We start from the raw sequence: 15365 nt of genomic DNA, 5'->3' as shown, positions 1-15365 counted from the left end.
TCGATGACGGCCGTCTGGAAGGTCGCCCCGCGGAGCTTCGGCACGCTGAGCTCGACTTCCCCGGCGCCCGTGACGAGCCTCCTCGTGTAGTGGCCGCTGCGGTAGGCCTCCCGGCCCGCCGTCCTCTCGTAGCGCTCGGCCCCGACGAGCTCGGACGCCTCCTCGTCGAGCAGTGCGTTGAGCGTCTCCTCGACGGTCTTCCTCACCAGATTCTTTATGTCGTTGCGCAGCGACTCCTCGTCGACTGATACGATGTTCGCAGACACGGCCCGTGCCCCCTTCGTCGGTGATTTGTTGTTTAGTCGCTAGAAATCATATGACGGGGCGCGGGCCGTGTTCCGCTATGCGGTTGTCAATTTGCGAAAGAAATTATGCGTCACCAGGGGACCGTTTTTGTTTGCGCCCGGTGCATGGGATTAGAACCCGCAAGGGTGCGGAGCTGAGGAAACGCGAAGCGTTTTCCAGCGCAGCACGCGAGGAGCGGAGCGACGAAGCGGGGCGCGGGCGGCGCCAGCCGCACGCGGACATCTCTCATCGCCCACCACTTGATTGAAAAGGCTCCCAGCGATGGGGGCCTTTCTTTTTTGCACACGGCCTATCCCAGCCATGGCAAATCGATAGCAAAACGGGCTCCAGTTTGCCCAATCGTGCGCCAAACGGCACGTGACGGTCTGGAACCCGCTTCAAACTGCTATGTCTGATGGCGCTAAGCTAAAACACCCGCCAGGATCTCGATTAGGCTGTCCACATCGGCTTCCTCGCACACGAGCGGCGGCAGGAAGCGCAGTGTATGTGCACCTGTAGCGTTAATCACCGCACCAGCCACCAATGCGCGAGCCACAACGTCGTGCGCATCACCCGCAGCATCGTCCAAATCGCAGCCGAGCATTAGGCCGCGACCACGCACCTCGGTAACATGCGGCAGCTTGGCGAGCCTTGCCTCCATATAGGCACCCACCTTGGCGGCATGGTCTGCGTAGTCACCGCGCACAAGCGCGGAGAGCGTCGCGGCACACGCCGCGATGGCCAAGCAGCTGCCGCCGAAGGTCGAACCATGGTCGCCGGGCTTAAAGATGTCAGCGATTTCTTTCTTTGCCACCACGGCACCCATGGGCACGCCGTCGGCGATGCCCTTGGCAAGACTCATGATATCGGGCTCCACACCATAAGTCTGGAACGCGAACGGCTTGCCGGAGCGGAAAATACCACACTGGACCTCATCGGCGATAAGCACGGCACCCACCTCGTGTGCCAAGTCGCGCGCCGCCGCCATAAACTCCTCGGTCATGGGATGCACACCGCTTTCGCTCTGGATCGGCTCGAGCATCACAGCGCAAATCTCGCTTCCCAGCTGCTTAAAGATTGCGTGCAGTTCATCTACATCGTTGGGTGTGCATGCCACAAAGCCACCCGGCAGCGGGCGGAAACTGTCCTGCAGCCAATCCTGCATGGTCGCGGCAATGGTCTCGAGCGTACGACCATGAAATCCGCCGCGCATACACACGATGGTGTTGCCACCGTTGCCGGCACGTTTGGCATACAGACGCGCGAGCTTCATAGACCCCTCGTTGGCCTCGGCACCGGAATTGGCAAAGAACGTCTCCCACACCTGCTCGCCCGCAGCCGGAGCGCCAAGCGCCGCCGCCGTGGTCTCGTCGCCAGCGGCAATCGCGTCGGCAAGCACGCGCGCACCGTCCGCATCGTCGTTGGCGAGCTTGGACAGCAACGCCGCGACCTGGCCGCGCTGCTCAATGTAGAAGTAGTTCGAGACATGCAGGAGCTTCTTGGCCTGGGCCTCGAGCGCCGAGAGCACCGCCGGGTTGCCGTGGCCTAGGCTGCATACGCCAATACCTGCAAGAAAATCGAGATATTCGCGACCATCGTCGCCGGTGAGCTTCATGCCGTGGCCCTCGACAAACTCGACCGGCGAGCGGCCAAAGGTTTGCATAACGTAGTGGGATTCGAGCGATTGTTGAGCTGCAAGTGACATGAGATGCCTTTCGTTAAGCGCCAGGTGGCGCGGACTGTGGGTGTAACGGTGTGACGATTTCTAACCAGCTAGACCGTCTGGAGCTTCTCGACCTCGTCGAGGTTCTCGGTCAGGCGCGCCGCAAAGGTCGAAAGCGGGTGCGGGTGCGTATCAAATTCGTAGGCCGTCTCGGTAGAGTGGATCACGGTGCCGACACCGGCATCGGTCAGCAGCTCCAGGAGCAGCGAATGCGGCGTGGTACCGTTAATGATGTGAGCGCGAAATACGCCGCCGACAAGCGCATCGACGGCCGCGCGCAGTTTGGGAATCATGCCCTTATCGACCTCGCCACCGTAGAGCATCTCATTAACCTCGTCGAGCGTTAGGTTGGAGATGAGCGAGTCTTTATCGCTAAAGTCCTTGTACAGGCCGTCGACGTCGGTCAAAAAGATCGCCTTGTGCGCGTGGAGCGCCGCCGCAACGGCACCGGCGGCGGTGTCGGCGTTGATATTGAAGAAGCCACCGTCCTCCCCCGCCGCGACAGTAGCGATGACGGGAATATACTCGCTATCGAGCAAGTGCTCGATGTAGTCGGTGTTGACGTGCGTCACTTTGCCCACGCGTCCGAGCTCGGGGTCGAGCGGCTCGGCGATGAGCGTGCCGGCGTCGCTGCCCGATACGCCCACGGCCAAGTTACCGTGGTGGTTGATTGCCGCCACCAGCTCTTGGTTAACCTTGCCGCCCAGCACCTCGCGCACGATATCCATGGTCGCCGGCGTGGTCACGCGCTGACCGTTCTTAAACTCGACGGGCATATCGTAATGGCTCAGCGCCTCGTTGATGGCTTTACCGCCGCCATGCACGATGACGGGGCGCATGCCGATAATCTTGAGCAAAACGATGTCGCTCATCACGTCGCGACGCAGTTGCTCGTCTACCATGGCGGCCCCGCCATACTTGATAACGACCGTCTTGCCGGTCAGGTTTTTAATCCACGGCAGCGCTTCGAACAGCAGCTGCGCAGTTGCTTCGTTGGATTCGCTCGAACGACAATCGCGTGCGAATTTCATAATCTGCCTCGTCTTTCGTATCGTTATCGCGCTGTGCTCCGCTGCCCGCAATCGCGGCGAGATGCGCAGCGTGCCTGGAATCTAGGAGCGGTAGTCACCATTGATTGAGATGTACTCGTGCGTGAGGTCACAGGTCCACACGGTCGTTGCCGCGTCGCCTGCGCCCAGGTCGGCCGAAATCACGATCTCGGGCGCCTCAAAACGTCGCAGGGCCTCGTCCTCGTCAAAAGGAACAGTCAGGCCATCGCGGCAGACGGGCATGCCCATCATGTCGATGGAAACGTCTTCCTGATTAAACTTTACGCCGCACTTGCCGAGCGCCATGGCAACGCGACCCCAATTGCAGTCGTGGCCAGCGATGCAGGTCTTGACGAGCGGCGAGTTGGCGACGGCACGGGCGGCGATATCGGCTTCCTCGTCGTTGGCGGCGCCGGTGACGTTAACCGTCACGAGCTTTGACGCACCCTCGCCATCGGCCGCGATGTTACGTGCCAGGCTCTCGCACACCTCGTGCACGGCAAAGGCCAGCTCGTCAAAGGCGTCAGTGCCCTCGACGATGGCCTCGGCATCCGCGGCGGCAGCGCCAGAAGCCAGCATGATACAGGTGTCGTTGGTCGAGGTATCGGAATCGACCGTCACTTTATTAAAGGTCTGTTTAACGGTCGAGAGCAGTAGGGTGTGGAGCGCCGCCGACTCGACGGGGGCATCGGTAGTAATGACCGCGATCATGGTGGCCATATTGGGCATGATCATGCCCGATCCCTTGCACATGCCGCCCACCGTATAAGCGTTGCCCACATGGCCCACAGCCTCACTGCGATAGCGAACGGCATACTCCTTGGAATGCGTATCGGTCGTCATGATGGCACGGGCTGCATCGGCGCCGCCATGGGCAGAGAGTGCCTCGTAGGCGGACGGAATTGCCGTCTCAAACGTATCGATCGGCAGAATCTGTCCGATCACGCCCGTGGAGGCAACTAAAATCTGTTGGGGTTCACAGCCAATGACCTGCGAGGCGATATTGCACGTCTCGCGCGCACAGGCAAGGCCGGTCTCGCCCGTGGCGGCGTTCGCGTTGCCGGAGTTAATTGAAACACCGGCGATGATGCCATAGCCCTTGTCCGTACCGCCCAGGTTGGCACGGCTCACCTGCACGGGCGCCGCACAAAAGCGGTTGGTCGTAAACACGCCGGCCCCGGGACAGGGTTTATCGGGCACAACGAGCGCGTAATCCAGGCGCTCGGGATTCTTGCGGAATCCGGCATGGATGCCCGCCGCCTTAAAGCCGGCTGCCGCCGTTACGCCGCCCTCTACGGCACGAATCTTGATATCGAACTGCTCAGCATTCATCGTCTTTACGACTCCTTATGTCAAACAAAAAATGGGCATCGGTTGGTGCGCCATGCCAGCCACAATCATGAGACCAGCTTAAAAGTGGCGCCAAACTCGATACCCGACTACCAAATCGTTAATAATCGAATGTGCTACACCGGGCACGCCACTGTGGGCAAGCCTCGTCGCTCGTCAAAACCAAAGACGATGTTGGCGCACTGGACCGCCTGGCCCGCAGCGCCCTTGCACAAATTGTCGATGGCGCCCGTCGCCACCAGCACGCCCGCACGCTTGTTGAGCGCAAGGCCGATCTGGGCGGCATTGGTACCGACAACCGAAGCCGTCTTTGGCTGCTGGCCGGCATCGAGCACGCGCACAAAGGTACGACCGGCGTAGAACTTCTTGTAATGGTCGACGGCATCCTCAAGAGTCAGCGCTTCGAGAGCCTGCGTTGCGAGCGGCATCGTCACCGTAGAGAGCAGGCCGCGCTTGAGCGGTGCCAGGTGCGGAGTAAAGACGACGCGATCGGTAAGGCCCAGAATTTGCTCGATTTCTGGCGTATGGCGATGTTTTCCTACGCCATAGGCCTCCAGATTCTCGTCCGCGCTGCAAAAATGGGTGCGGGTGTTGCACGACTTACCGGCACCCGTCACGCCACTGATGGCGTCGACGACTACGGGGCCGCTCTGGGCCACCCAGCCCGCACGCACGGCAGGCGCGGCAGCAAGACTCGTTGCGGTGGGATAGCAACCGGCGCAGGCGACCAGTACGGGCTTGCCGTCGGCGTGGTCGGATGCAGCGGTCTCTAAGTCCCGGCAGAACAACTCGGGCAGACCGAAGGCACGTGTCTTGAGCAACTCGGGGCTCGTGTGCTCGGCGGCATACCATGTCTCAAAGACAGACGCGTCGCTCAGACGGTAATCGGCCGAAAGATCAAAGCAAGAGACACCCGACGCAAGCAGAGCGGGCACCTGTGCCATGGCAGCCGTGTGCGGCACGGCGAGAAAAACCGCATCGCAGCTCTTGAGTTCAGGGGCGTCATGCGTGGTGAAAACCAGATCGCTCACGCCAGCAAAGCTCGGATACACCGCGGACAGCAGCTGGCCGGCATCGGCGTTGGACGTAATGGCAACAAGTTCAAACTCGGGATGGCCGAGCACGAGGCGAATAAGCTCGGCGCCGGCATATCCAGCCGCGCCGACGATTCCAACCTTTAAAGACATATCGGACTCCTTGTCTGCGGTCTTATGCGTCATTGCGCATTCCGCAGCTGTCGTTATGAGGTAGGTTGAAACTTTAGCACCCGAGAATGCATATTTACGCAAATAATTTGTGTCTTCATGCATTGAAACATACCCGACACATTCGCTTGAAAGAATTGACAAAAAATAAGCGAGCTCTGCATTAGCCGCAGCGCATCATGCTGCTGGCCAATGCAGAGCCCACCTTATACGGAATACCAAACTTAAGGGTCGCCCAGAGCAGCCTAGAGCTCGACCGGAACCCATTCGTCGTGATTGCAGATAAAAGCCTCGGGGTCCTCGACGCTAAAGAAGACGAGCGTGGGGTCGTTAGGCCCCTCATAGTGCTCGCTCAAGCGCTCAAGATGCTTCCACCCGGCCTCGCGCATTTCATCCGAAGCCCGGTCGTCCAGACCCGCACGTCCGCGCAGGATCAACCAACCATGGCCCGGCCACCAACTCGTGGCCTCAAAGCGCTGGTTTTGCAGCAGCTCTTGCCACACATCTTTGGTGCGCGCCGTTACAAACCACAGCTTGCCGTCCTGAATCTGCGCAAACGAGAACGGACGCACATGCGGCTGCCCGTCCACGCTCGTCGCTAGGTACCACGCCGGCACCGACGTCAGATACTCCAGCACCGTATTCAATCCGTCCACGTTTCCTCCTGTCATCTGACCAGTCTTTTTGGAATGGGCAGCTAATTTGGGAAATTAAAGCTCGAGGAGCTCTTCGCTGCCGTCGATATCGCAGAACCGCGCGGCGATGTTGCGGACCGAGAAGAACGCAAGGCGGCCATCGTTGGCACTATCGTGTTGCTCGCCAATGCCCACCATGTGCTTAAAGCCCGTCTGGCGCACCTTGTCACTCACGAATGCATCGTCCTCGAGTGCGGCCTCGCCAGTTAACACGATCCAGCACTCCCCCGGCTTCCAGCCCGACACCTCAAACTTGGGATTCTTGCTCAACTCCGCCCACACGTCCTTGTCGCGCGACGTGCAAAACCACAGCTTGTCGTTATCGATCATGGCAAACGAAAACGGCCTCACGCGGGGCTGATGCCCGTCGTTTGCATCGGTCGTGGCAAGATACCACGCCGGAATGCGCCTGAGATACGAGCAGACGCGCTCGAGCTGAGCCGTGCGATTGATGTCGGTCATAGAGACCCCTTTCTTGCGCTCGAATCGAGCTTAGACGAGTTGAAGATTGATAACGACAACGCATGCCACCAGCAGCGCCATCGCCACCGCGGCCAGTGCATCCCCACGGCCAAGCGTAAGCGCATGCAGACGCGTGCGTCCCCGCTCGCCGTGATAGCAGCGCGCATCCATGGCGGCCGAAAGCGTCTCGGCATGACGGAACACGCCAGTAAACAGCGGAATCGCCACACTGCCGAGCATGCGCACGCCACCGAGCGGACCGCCCGTCACGCGCGCGCCACGGCTTGCCTGTGCATCGGCCGTCTGTTTCATCTCGGTGGCAAATTGTGGCATAAACCGCAGCGCGATACCCATAATCATGCCGAGCTCGTGCGCCGGAAGCCCCACGCGCGCGAATGGTGCGAGCAGGCGCTCAAAACCCGCGGTGAGGTCGAGCGTCGGCGTGGTGAGCGTAATGGCGCTCATGCCGGCCATCATCATCGTCAGGCGACACGCCATAAACGTCGCAGAACGCAGCGAACCCTCGCTCACCTGCAAAAAGCCAAACTGCCACAGGATGCGGCCGCTCTGATCGGAAAACAGGTTGAGCACCGCGACCACCACGACAATCGCCAGCAGTGGTGCCATCGACGATAGGACCCGACGCAACGGAACCCGGGCCGCGACATAGACCAGCACGACAAAAATTGCGATCGGAACCAGCCCGCGGAAGCTGCCGACGGTGAGCGCAGTGATCAGAAATGCGAAACCTAGGAGCAACTTAGTGCGCGGATCCAGACGATGCACTGCGCTTTCCCCCGGATAGTAGCTGCCAAATGAGAATGCCTCCATTAGCAGCCCTCCTCTTGCGTGGCCATCTTGGAACCAGCCTGACGCGACGCCCTCAAAGGTCCGTCCGCGCAGCCTAGCAGCATGCCGGCCAACTCGTCGGCCAGCGACTCAACCGTATAAAGCTTGTCGCAGCGGAGCGGCACACCGGCTTGCACGAGCGACAATGCCATGCGCTGCGCAGCGGGAACACCCAAGCCGATTGATTTAAGCTCATCCGCATGCGCAAAAACCTGAGCGGGCGTGCCCTCGGCAAACACCGTGCCCTCGTTCATCACAACGATACGGTCGCAGCAATTGGCCAGGTCATCCATGCTGTGCGAAACCATGACAACGGTCAGGCCCTCACGATGGAGCCGATCGATGAGCTCCAGGAAATCCCTGCGCGCAGCCGGATCGAGCCCCGCCATGGGCTCGTCGAGCACCAGGACCTCGGGCTCCATGGCGAGCACGCCGGCAAACGCCACGCGGCGCTGCTGACCGCCCGAAAGCTCAAAGGGGCTCTTGTCGCCTATCGCAGCAAGGTCGAGGCCCACGCGCGCAAGCGATGTTGCGACACGGCGAACAACCTCGTCTTGCGGCAGGCCAAGGTTGCGCGGGCCAAACGCCACGTCCTGCGCCACGGTCTCGGCAAATAGCTGGCGCTCAGGATACTGAAACACCACGCCGACCTTGGCCTTAACCGCGGCGGCGCCTTTCTTGCTTGATAGGTCGAGTCCCAGTGCGCAAACGCTCCCCTCCTGTGGACGAATCAGCCCGTTGAGGTGCTGAACCAGCGTTGATTTACCCGAGCCGGTATGACCCGCCAGGCCCAGAAACTCGCCGCGACGCACCGTCAGCGAAACATCACGTAGCGCCCAGGGGCTGTTTGGATCGTTGCCCCAAAGAGCCTGTTTGCCCGATGCGCCCACAGTGGTCGAGCGCTTGCGCCATCGGCGGCGCTCGCGGGCGCTCAGCGTGTAACTATGCGAGAGGTGCGAAATCTCGATGACGGGTTCCGACGCGACCATCCCGTCGGCTGCAGAGGATTCATGGTCAAGCACACGAGAATCGGATGCGGAGGGCCGCCCAGCGACGTCCGCCCCGCTCCGCTCAGCATAAACCTGTGCAATCTCGGCGACCATATCCGCCTCACGCACCTGCGCGCAAACGGGTACGCCCTTCGCGCGGAGTGCCCTACCTAGACAGCACGATGCCGGCATATCCAGGTTCAGCCGCGCGAGTTCGTCCGCCCGCGTCAAGATTTCCTCGGGCGCACCGAGCATGGCAACGCGCCCCGCCCGAAACACCGCGACACGATCGGCCTCGGCGGCCTCTTCCATAAAGTGCGTAATCATCACGATGGTCATGCCGCGATCGTGCAACGCGCGGCAAACCTTCATGAGGCCCTTACGTCCACGCGGATCGAGCATCGAGGAAGCCTCGTCCAATATGAGCACGCGCGGTTCCATGGCGAGCACGCCGGCAAGCGCCACGCGCTGCTTTTGGCCGCCCGAAAGTGCATGGGTCTCGTGGCGCTCAAAGCCCACCAGGCCCACACCCTTCAGCGCCTCGCGTACGCGCTGCGCAATTTGCGCCGATTCGACCCCTAAGTTCTCGGGACCAAACGCAACATCGTCCTCGACAAGCGTCGCCACCAGCTGATCATCGGGATTCTGGAACACCATGCCCGCGGTCGAACGAATGTCGTAGACCAGCTCGGGATCGGACGCATCCATGCCGTTGATACGCACCGTGCCTGCATCGGGCTGCAGCAGCGCATTCAGATGCTTGGCAAACGTCGACTTGCCCGACCCATTGCCGCCGAGGATGCAGAAAAACTCGCCATCCTCGATGTTCAGATCGATACCGTCGAGCGCCGGCGTGACACCGTCATAGCTAAAGGAAACGCCTCGACAATCAATCATGCGCGGCCTTTGACCTGGTTCTTTTTAGGCGTGATGAGGTTGGAGACCGCCTTGTACACTGCAAGCGTGAGCACCGAGTTGAGCACGGTCTTGATAAGGTTGAACGGCAGCACGGCAGGAACCATGAGCGGAGCGATCGCATCGACCGAGCCATACCAGAACCATACGCCAATGGTAAGGTTTGCGACCATAGACAGTGCCGTAGCGGCAATGACGCCGAACACCAGGCCAATCACGGCACCCTTATAGGTATGCATCTTCTGGTAGACGATAGCCGCGGGCAGAATGTAGCCCAGCGTGGCAACCAGGTTCATAAGCGCACCGACCCAGTCACCCGTGGTGAGCGCGTGAATAACGATAGCCATAGCGGCAACAGCAGTACCGGTGCCGGGACCATACGCAAAACCGCACACCATCGCCGGCACCAGCGACGGGTCGTAGGTCAAAAACGGCGCCGAAGGAAGGATGGGCAGCTGCACGTACATAAACAGGGCGCCCAAGGCGCACATCAGCGCCATGGTAACGAGCTGTTTAGTGCTCCACCTATTCGTGTTCTCAAAATGGATATGCTGCGACTGTTCAGACATAAGATCACCTGCCTCTTTCATCCGGACTCTAACCGTTGGTACTGGGATCTCACCAGTTCAGCCGACATGCGAACCAACGCACGCACGGGTCGCGGACTCATCGGCTCGGACGCAGGCACCTCGCCTGCGCCACGGCGCCCCTCTGGCACCGTCCGATTTACCGCCAGTGGGGAATTTCACCCCGCCCTGAAACAGCAATTCCAAGTCTAGCACGGGCAGGCTTTTGCGCAAGTATGCCAAAGGTAATTTGTGGTGGGGATCAGTTGCCGCAACAACCACGTTCCCCACCCTCCCCAAAGTAACGCGCTTTTCGCGGCAAAGCCGCGAAACAGCGAAAGGGACACGTACCCCCATCAACCATGTCCTTCTCCGCGAGCCGACCTCAAGGCCGTAAACGTAGGGAATCCGGGGGCGTGACGGGGCTTCTCTCCGGAACATTCCGCAGGACGCAAAGAGGCTCCGCAGCGCGAAGCGCGATGCGGAGCCTCTTTGCATGTCCGAGGACGTTCCGGAGAGAAACCCCGTCACGCCCCCGGATTCCCGGTGGGAGTTCTAGACCTTGTCGGCCTTAGTACATACCGCCGCCCTGCTGACCAGCGGTAGCAGCAGCGATAGCATCCTCAAGCTGAGTGTTCTTGGGCACATCGGAAACCGTGGCCTCGGTGATGAGAATCAGGCTGGCGACAGAAGCAGCGTTCTGCAGGGTGACGCGGCTGACCTTGACGGGGTCGAGGACGCCCATCTCGATCATGTCGCCCCACTCGCCGCTGGCAGAGTTGAGGCCCTGGCCAGCGGGCAGCTCGGCGACCTTGTCGACCACGACAGCGCCCTCAAAGCCAGCGTTCTTGGCAATGGTTGCGACCGGAGCGGTCAGAGCCTTCTTGACGATGTCGACGCCGATCTTCTCCTCGGGGTCGTCGATCTCGACTGCATCGAGCGCAGGCACAGCGTCCATGAAGGCGACGCCGCCGCCAGCGACAATGCCCTCCTCGACAGCAGCGCGGGTTGCCTGCAGGGCGTCCTCGACGCGGTGCTTGATCTCCTTGAGCTCGGACTCGGTGGCAGCGCCGACCTTGATGACGGCAACGCCACCGGAGAGCTTGGCCAGGCGCTCCTGGAGCTTCTCGCGGTCGAAGTCAGAGGTGGTGTTCTCCATCTCGCCCTTGATCTGAGCAATACGGGCGTCGATGGCCTCCTTGGAGCCAGCGCCGCCGACGATGACGGTGTTGTCCTTGGAGATGGTAACGGACTTAGCGGTACCGAGCATATCGGCGGTGATGTCAGCGACCTTCACGCCCAGCTCGTCCAGAGCAGCCTGACCACCGGTGAGGACGGCGATGTCCTCGAGAATGCGCTTGCGGCGATCGCCGTAGCCCGGAGCCTTGACGGCGCAGACGTTGAGGGCGCCGCGGATCTTGTTGAGGACGAGGGTGGGCAGGGCCTCGCCGTCGATGTCCTCAGCGATGATGAGCAGGCCACGGCCAGCGCGCTGGACAGCCTCGAGAACAGGCATGATGTCCTGGACGCTGGAGATCTTCTGGTCGGTGATGAGGATGTACGGATCCTTCATCACGGCCTCCATGCGGTCGTTGTCCGTGACGAAGTAAGCGGAGACGTAGCCCTTATCGAACTGCATGCCCTCGACGGTGTCGATGGTGATGTCGAACGTCTGGGAATCCTCGACGGTGATGACGCCGTCCTTGCCCACGACTTCCATGGCCTCGGCGATCTTCTCGCCGACCTCGGGGTCACCAGCGGAGATGGTACCGACGGAAGCAATCTGCTCCTTGGTCTCGACCGGCTTGGCCTGCTTCTTCATCTCGGCGACGGCGGCGTTGACGGCCTTGTCGATGCCGCGACGGATGGCCAGCGGGTTGGCGCCAGCGGCGACGTTGCGAAGACCGTCGTTAACGATGGCCTGAGCGAGCAGGGTTGCGGTGGTGGTGCCGTCACCCACGGTGTCGTTGGTCTTGGTGGCGACCTCCTTCACCAGCTGGGCACCCATGTTCTCAATGTTGTCCTCGAGCTCGATCTCCTTGGCGACGGAAACGCCGTCGTTGGTGATGGTCGGGGCACCGAACGTGCGCTGCAGGGCGACATAGCGACCCTTGGGGCCCATGGTGACGGTAACGGCATCGGCCAGAGTGTTGACGCCCTTGGCGAGCTTAGCGCGGGCATCGGTATTGAACGTAATGTTCTTTGCCATGGTAGGTAATCCTCCAAAAGAAATGTGACTCACGTCGCCGCTTCCGAGTCCTATGCGGCGACCGCGTTCAAAGACGAATCAGAGAGCCTGATGAGACTAGGCCTCGACGACGGCGTAGATGTCGTCGGCGCGCATCAGCAGATACTTCTCGCCGTCGACCTTGACCTCGTTGCCACCGAACTTGCCGTAGATGACAACGTCGCCTTCCTTGACGTCCATGGGGATGCGCTCACCCTTGTCGTTGACCTTGCCAGCGCCAACGGCAACGACGGTGCCGCGCTGCGGCTTCTCCTGAGCGTTGCTGGCGATATACAGACCAGAAGCGGTCTTCTGCTCGGCCTCGTCGGGCTTGACCAGAACACGATCTGCAAGCGGTTTCAATGATGACATGCTTGTCTCCTCCTTTTTGGGCCGCGTGGTTATGCCACGCGAATTAACCCCATTTGTTTGCGTACGCGTTGAATGGTACCCACGAATGGCGGGTTATACAACACAGAGTCAAAAAATCTTATTTTTTGGCACTTAGATTTTCTGAATGCCGGGGGGATAACTTGTGCGCAGCTCCCGTGTGGCGCCGGAGGGGCGGGGCATAAGGTTTCCTGCTCGGGCAGTCCTGCTCGCACGAAGGCCACATTACGTGACCTTCGGCTCGTGCGGAACTCGCGATAAACCTTATATCCCGCCCCTCCGGCGCCACACGGGAGCCAAGTTAACTAGTTCGGGCGCGGCATTCAGAAACGTCAGCGCAGCAAAATGGCGATGTGGATAGGAACATGGGCATGGCTTTCGCTGCACGCACGGGTCCCCTGGGGAGCGCCGTGCATTTTTGGGAGTATTCAGCAGACCAGGATGGCTGTATACGCGCCAGACACATCTTATTGGTCCCAAGGACGCCTTCGACCGGCGATTTGGGTCGGCAGGCAGACCCCATCAGGGCATAAAGGCATGCCTCGTGCCTGCCCGGACGCCAAAATGACGTCAATCCCCATGACATTACCCGACCGCAACGGCGCCGGCAGAGCTCGCAGTGCTGAATACTCCGTTTTTTGCACGGCCCAGGCGGGGGTACATCAGGGCCAGAAAGAACATCCCAACCTTTTTATGCAATCTGTAATGGGAAGTATGCAAACACCATGAGGCAGCATTGCAAATGTCCAATTTGAACGCGCGGGGCAGCAGCGCCTCCACCCCACGCACAAATCCGGCAGAGCAGGGACGCTCATAACGAGTCCCCACCGATATGCAGACGTGGCTCGAGCGCCATCCCAAAATAAGTCGCCCGGGCCGCGTTTAACGACACGGCATGAGCATCAGCGCTCGTAGATTACGTTACCTGCCAGGTAGGTGGCCTGAACGTTGGTGGCTTGCAGCTCTTGGGGGTCAACAGTGAGCGGGTTTTGATCCAGGACTACCAGGTCAGCATACTTGCCGGGCTCCAAGCTGCCGAGGTTTTGCTCGTCGCCTGCTGCATAGGCGCTGCCCAAGGTGTAGTTGCGCAAAGCCGTTGCCGCGTCGATGCGCTCGCTCGGTAACCAGCCGCCCTCGGGCCAGTGGCTTTTGGGGTCCTGGCGCGTGATAGCCGTGTAGAGCACGTCCATGCTGGTAACGGGCGTGATGGGGCTGTCGGTACCGAAGGCTTGGCGAATGCCGCGCTGCTTATAGGTTGCGAACGGCCACATGATGCGGCTGCGCTCCAAGCCCAAATCGCGCTCCGGTCCACCCGGGTCGAGCGTAATGTGGCAGGGCTGGCTCGAGGCGACCACGTTGAGCTTGCGCAGGCGATCGATGTCCTCGGGCAGGAGGTTCTCCAGGTGCTCGAGCGTGTTGTGGCCGTGCTGGGGCAGGCCGTACAGACCGGCGGCTTCCTCGAAGATATCCAGCGCGGCATGAATCGCACCGTCGCCGATAACGTGGATGCGCACGGCGCGGCCGCGCTCCGCAGCCGCCAGAACCAGCTTGCGCATGCGCTCGGCGGAAACCGTCAGACGGCCTTGGTCGCCCGGGAAGCGCGGATTGGTATAGGGCTCGGTGAGATATGCCGTATGTTCGCTCGACACGCCGTCAAAGAACTGCTTAAAGCCCGGCGCCGAAAGCAGTGCGTTGTTCGCGTAACGTGCCTGCAGCTCTTCTAGACGCGACTGGTCATCCAGCAGCGTGGGGAACAGATGGGCACGAATGCCCAGCTTGCCGGCTGTCTGCAGTTTGTCGTAGACGTCGTCGCGGATAAAATCGCAGCCCGGCATGGGCATGAGCGACATGTCGCAGATCGAGGTGATGCCCTGCTCGGCCATGCGCCTCATTTGATCGGCGTAAGCGCTTGCGATGCGATCTTCGCCCAGCCACTCAAGGCAGCGCGGCAACAGCTGCATGGCAGCCGCCTCGTGAGCAATGCCCGTGAGCTCACCGTTTGCGTCCTTGTCGTAGCTGCCGCCCGCTGGCGGCTCGCTATCGCGCGTGACGCCGAGCGCCTCGAGAGCGCGACTGTTGAGCCACAGCGTGTGGCCGTCGCCCGAGTACATAACGCAGGGACGATCGGGAAATGCCGCATCGAGCGACGCCTTGGTAGGATGCTCGGGCGGGTCCCAACGGTAGTCGCGCCAGCCCTGCGTCACAACCCAAGCGTCGTCGGGCAGATCCTGGGAAAACTCGAGCACGTGCTGCACCAGCGCCACCTCGGACGTGCCCCCATCCATGAGCATATACGGCGAGGAACCGACCGAGGTATGAAAGAAGTGCAGATGAGCGTCATGGAAACCGGGGCAGACAAACTGCTCGCCGTAGTCGATAACCGGCGTGGCGGCAGGAGCGGCGGCGATCACGTCATCGGGCTTTCCGACTGCGACGATACGGTCGCCTGCGATGGCAATCGCCAGCTCACGGGCGGTATCGATGCCGTCTTGCGAGGTAAAGACGTTCTTAGAGCGGATAATCCGATCGATATGTTGCATGGGCATCCCCATCTCTGGCAGGAAATTCAACACCCCCGAGTGTACTCCACCGCCACAGCTGCAAAACGTCAAGCGGTAAACGGCACCTTTCCCAACCCCAACGGCCCCGCCTGCCACTTG

At 60.9% G+C, this 15365-nt stretch carries 13 protein-coding genes and 1 riboswitch; all 13 genes read right to left on the bottom strand.

The window, feature by feature from the left end; all coding sequences use genetic code 11:
* Positions 1-266, bottom strand: a 266-nt coding sequence (locus ACTNBB_RS02105; protein WP_441056396.1) for a transposase, incomplete at its 3' end; no start/stop codon positions are given.
* 440 nt (positions 267-706) lie between these two features.
* Positions 707-1990: an aminotransferase class III-fold pyridoxal phosphate-dependent enzyme gene (locus ACTNBB_RS02100; protein ID WP_441056395.1), complete on the bottom strand. Its 1284-nt coding sequence runs from the start codon at positions 1988-1990 to the stop codon at positions 707-709.
* A gap of 68 nt (positions 1991-2058) precedes the next feature.
* Positions 2059-3039: an acetylglutamate kinase gene (gene argB, locus ACTNBB_RS02095; protein ID WP_441056394.1), complete on the bottom strand. Its 981-nt coding sequence runs from the start codon at positions 3037-3039 to the stop codon at positions 2059-2061.
* A gap of 81 nt (positions 3040-3120) precedes the next feature.
* Positions 3121-4389: a bifunctional glutamate N-acetyltransferase/amino-acid acetyltransferase ArgJ gene (argJ, locus tag ACTNBB_RS02090; protein WP_441056393.1), complete on the bottom strand. Its 1269-nt coding sequence runs from the start codon at positions 4387-4389 to the stop codon at positions 3121-3123.
* A 134-nt stretch (positions 4390-4523) separates the two neighbouring features.
* On the bottom strand, positions 4524-5594 hold the full coding sequence (argC, locus tag ACTNBB_RS02085; protein ID WP_441056392.1) for an N-acetyl-gamma-glutamyl-phosphate reductase: 1071 nt from the start codon (positions 5592-5594) through the stop codon (positions 4524-4526).
* Between the two features lie 263 nt (positions 5595-5857).
* Positions 5858-6268, bottom strand: coding sequence for a pyridoxamine 5'-phosphate oxidase family protein (locus ACTNBB_RS02080; protein ID WP_427718303.1), 411 nt, complete (start codon positions 6266-6268; stop codon positions 5858-5860).
* A gap of 54 nt (positions 6269-6322) precedes the next feature.
* Positions 6323-6769 carry a pyridoxamine 5'-phosphate oxidase family protein gene (locus ACTNBB_RS02075; RefSeq protein WP_441056391.1) on the bottom strand — a complete coding sequence of 149 codons (447 nt, stop codon included), beginning with the start codon at positions 6767-6769 and terminating at the stop codon, positions 6323-6325.
* A gap of 30 nt (positions 6770-6799) precedes the next feature.
* Positions 6800-7600, bottom strand: coding sequence for an energy-coupling factor transporter transmembrane component T family protein (locus ACTNBB_RS02070; protein WP_441056390.1), 801 nt, complete (start codon positions 7598-7600; stop codon positions 6800-6802).
* Positions 7600-9504 carry an energy-coupling factor transporter ATPase gene (locus tag ACTNBB_RS02065; protein WP_441056389.1) on the bottom strand — a complete coding sequence of 635 codons (1905 nt, stop codon included), beginning with the start codon at positions 9502-9504 and terminating at the stop codon, positions 7600-7602. Before ACTNBB_RS02065 ends, ACTNBB_RS02070 begins: the two co-directional genes overlap by 1 nt.
* Complete coding sequence (locus ACTNBB_RS02060) at positions 9501-10091, bottom strand: ECF transporter S component (protein WP_441042574.1); 591 nt, start codon at positions 10089-10091, stop codon at positions 9501-9503. Before ACTNBB_RS02060 ends, ACTNBB_RS02065 begins: the two co-directional genes overlap by 4 nt.
* Positions 10092-10096: 5 nt before the next feature.
* Positions 10097-10289: riboswitch (FMN riboswitch) on the bottom strand.
* Between the two features lie 370 nt (positions 10290-10659).
* The gene (gene groL, locus ACTNBB_RS02055) at positions 10660-12297 is read right to left on the bottom strand and encodes a chaperonin GroEL (protein ID WP_154514811.1); all 1638 of its coding nucleotides are present in this window, start codon (positions 12295-12297) and stop codon (positions 10660-10662) included.
* Positions 12298-12393: 96 nt separating this feature from the next.
* A complete protein-coding gene (gene groES, locus ACTNBB_RS02050) occupies positions 12394-12687 on the bottom strand; it encodes a co-chaperone GroES (RefSeq protein ID WP_427718293.1) in 294 nt (97 codons plus the stop codon).
* Between the two features lie 920 nt (positions 12688-13607).
* The gene (locus ACTNBB_RS02045; protein WP_441056388.1) at positions 13608-15251 is read right to left on the bottom strand and encodes an amidohydrolase; all 1644 of its coding nucleotides are present in this window, start codon (positions 15249-15251) and stop codon (positions 13608-13610) included.
* Positions 15252-15365 lie beyond the last annotated feature (114 nt).

The organism is Collinsella sp. HCP28S3_B9, from assembly GCF_052066095.1.
In the GTDB taxonomy this organism is placed as follows: Bacteria; Actinomycetota; Coriobacteriia; order Coriobacteriales; family Coriobacteriaceae; genus Collinsella.
This window is presented reverse-complemented; position numbering and strand designations above follow the sequence as displayed.

Excerpts from the sequence above, each read along its gene's own strand:
- argJ (WP_441056393.1), bottom strand. The coding sequence starts at position 4,389 with ATGAATGCTGAGCAGTTCGATATCAAGATTCGTGCCGTAGAGGGCGGC.
- argC (WP_441056392.1), bottom strand. The coding sequence starts at position 5,594 with ATGTCTTTAAAGGTTGGAATCGTCGGCGCGGCTGGATATGCCGGCGCC.
- ACTNBB_RS02070 (WP_441056390.1), bottom strand. The coding sequence starts at position 7,600 with ATGGAGGCATTCTCATTTGGCAGCTACTATCCGGGGGAAAGCGCAGTG.
- ACTNBB_RS02060 (WP_441042574.1), bottom strand. The coding sequence starts at position 10,091 with ATGTCTGAACAGTCGCAGCATATCCATTTTGAGAACACGAATAGGTGG.
- argB (WP_441056394.1), bottom strand. The coding sequence starts at position 3,039 with ATGAAATTCGCACGCGATTGTCGTTCGAGCGAATCCAACGAAGCAACT.
- ACTNBB_RS02100 (WP_441056395.1), bottom strand. The coding sequence starts at position 1,990 with ATGTCACTTGCAGCTCAACAATCGCTCGAATCCCACTACGTTATGCAA.
- ACTNBB_RS02045 (WP_441056388.1), bottom strand. The coding sequence starts at position 15,251 with ATGCCCATGCAACATATCGATCGGATTATCCGCTCTAAGAACGTCTTT.
- ACTNBB_RS02065 (WP_441056389.1), bottom strand. The coding sequence starts at position 9,504 with ATGATTGATTGTCGAGGCGTTTCCTTTAGCTATGACGGTGTCACGCCG.
- ACTNBB_RS02075 (WP_441056391.1), bottom strand. The coding sequence starts at position 6,769 with ATGACCGACATCAATCGCACGGCTCAGCTCGAGCGCGTCTGCTCGTAT.
- groL (WP_154514811.1), bottom strand. The coding sequence starts at position 12,297 with ATGGCAAAGAACATTACGTTCAATACCGATGCCCGCGCTAAGCTCGCC.
- groES (WP_427718293.1), bottom strand. The coding sequence starts at position 12,687 with ATGTCATCATTGAAACCGCTTGCAGATCGTGTTCTGGTCAAGCCCGAC.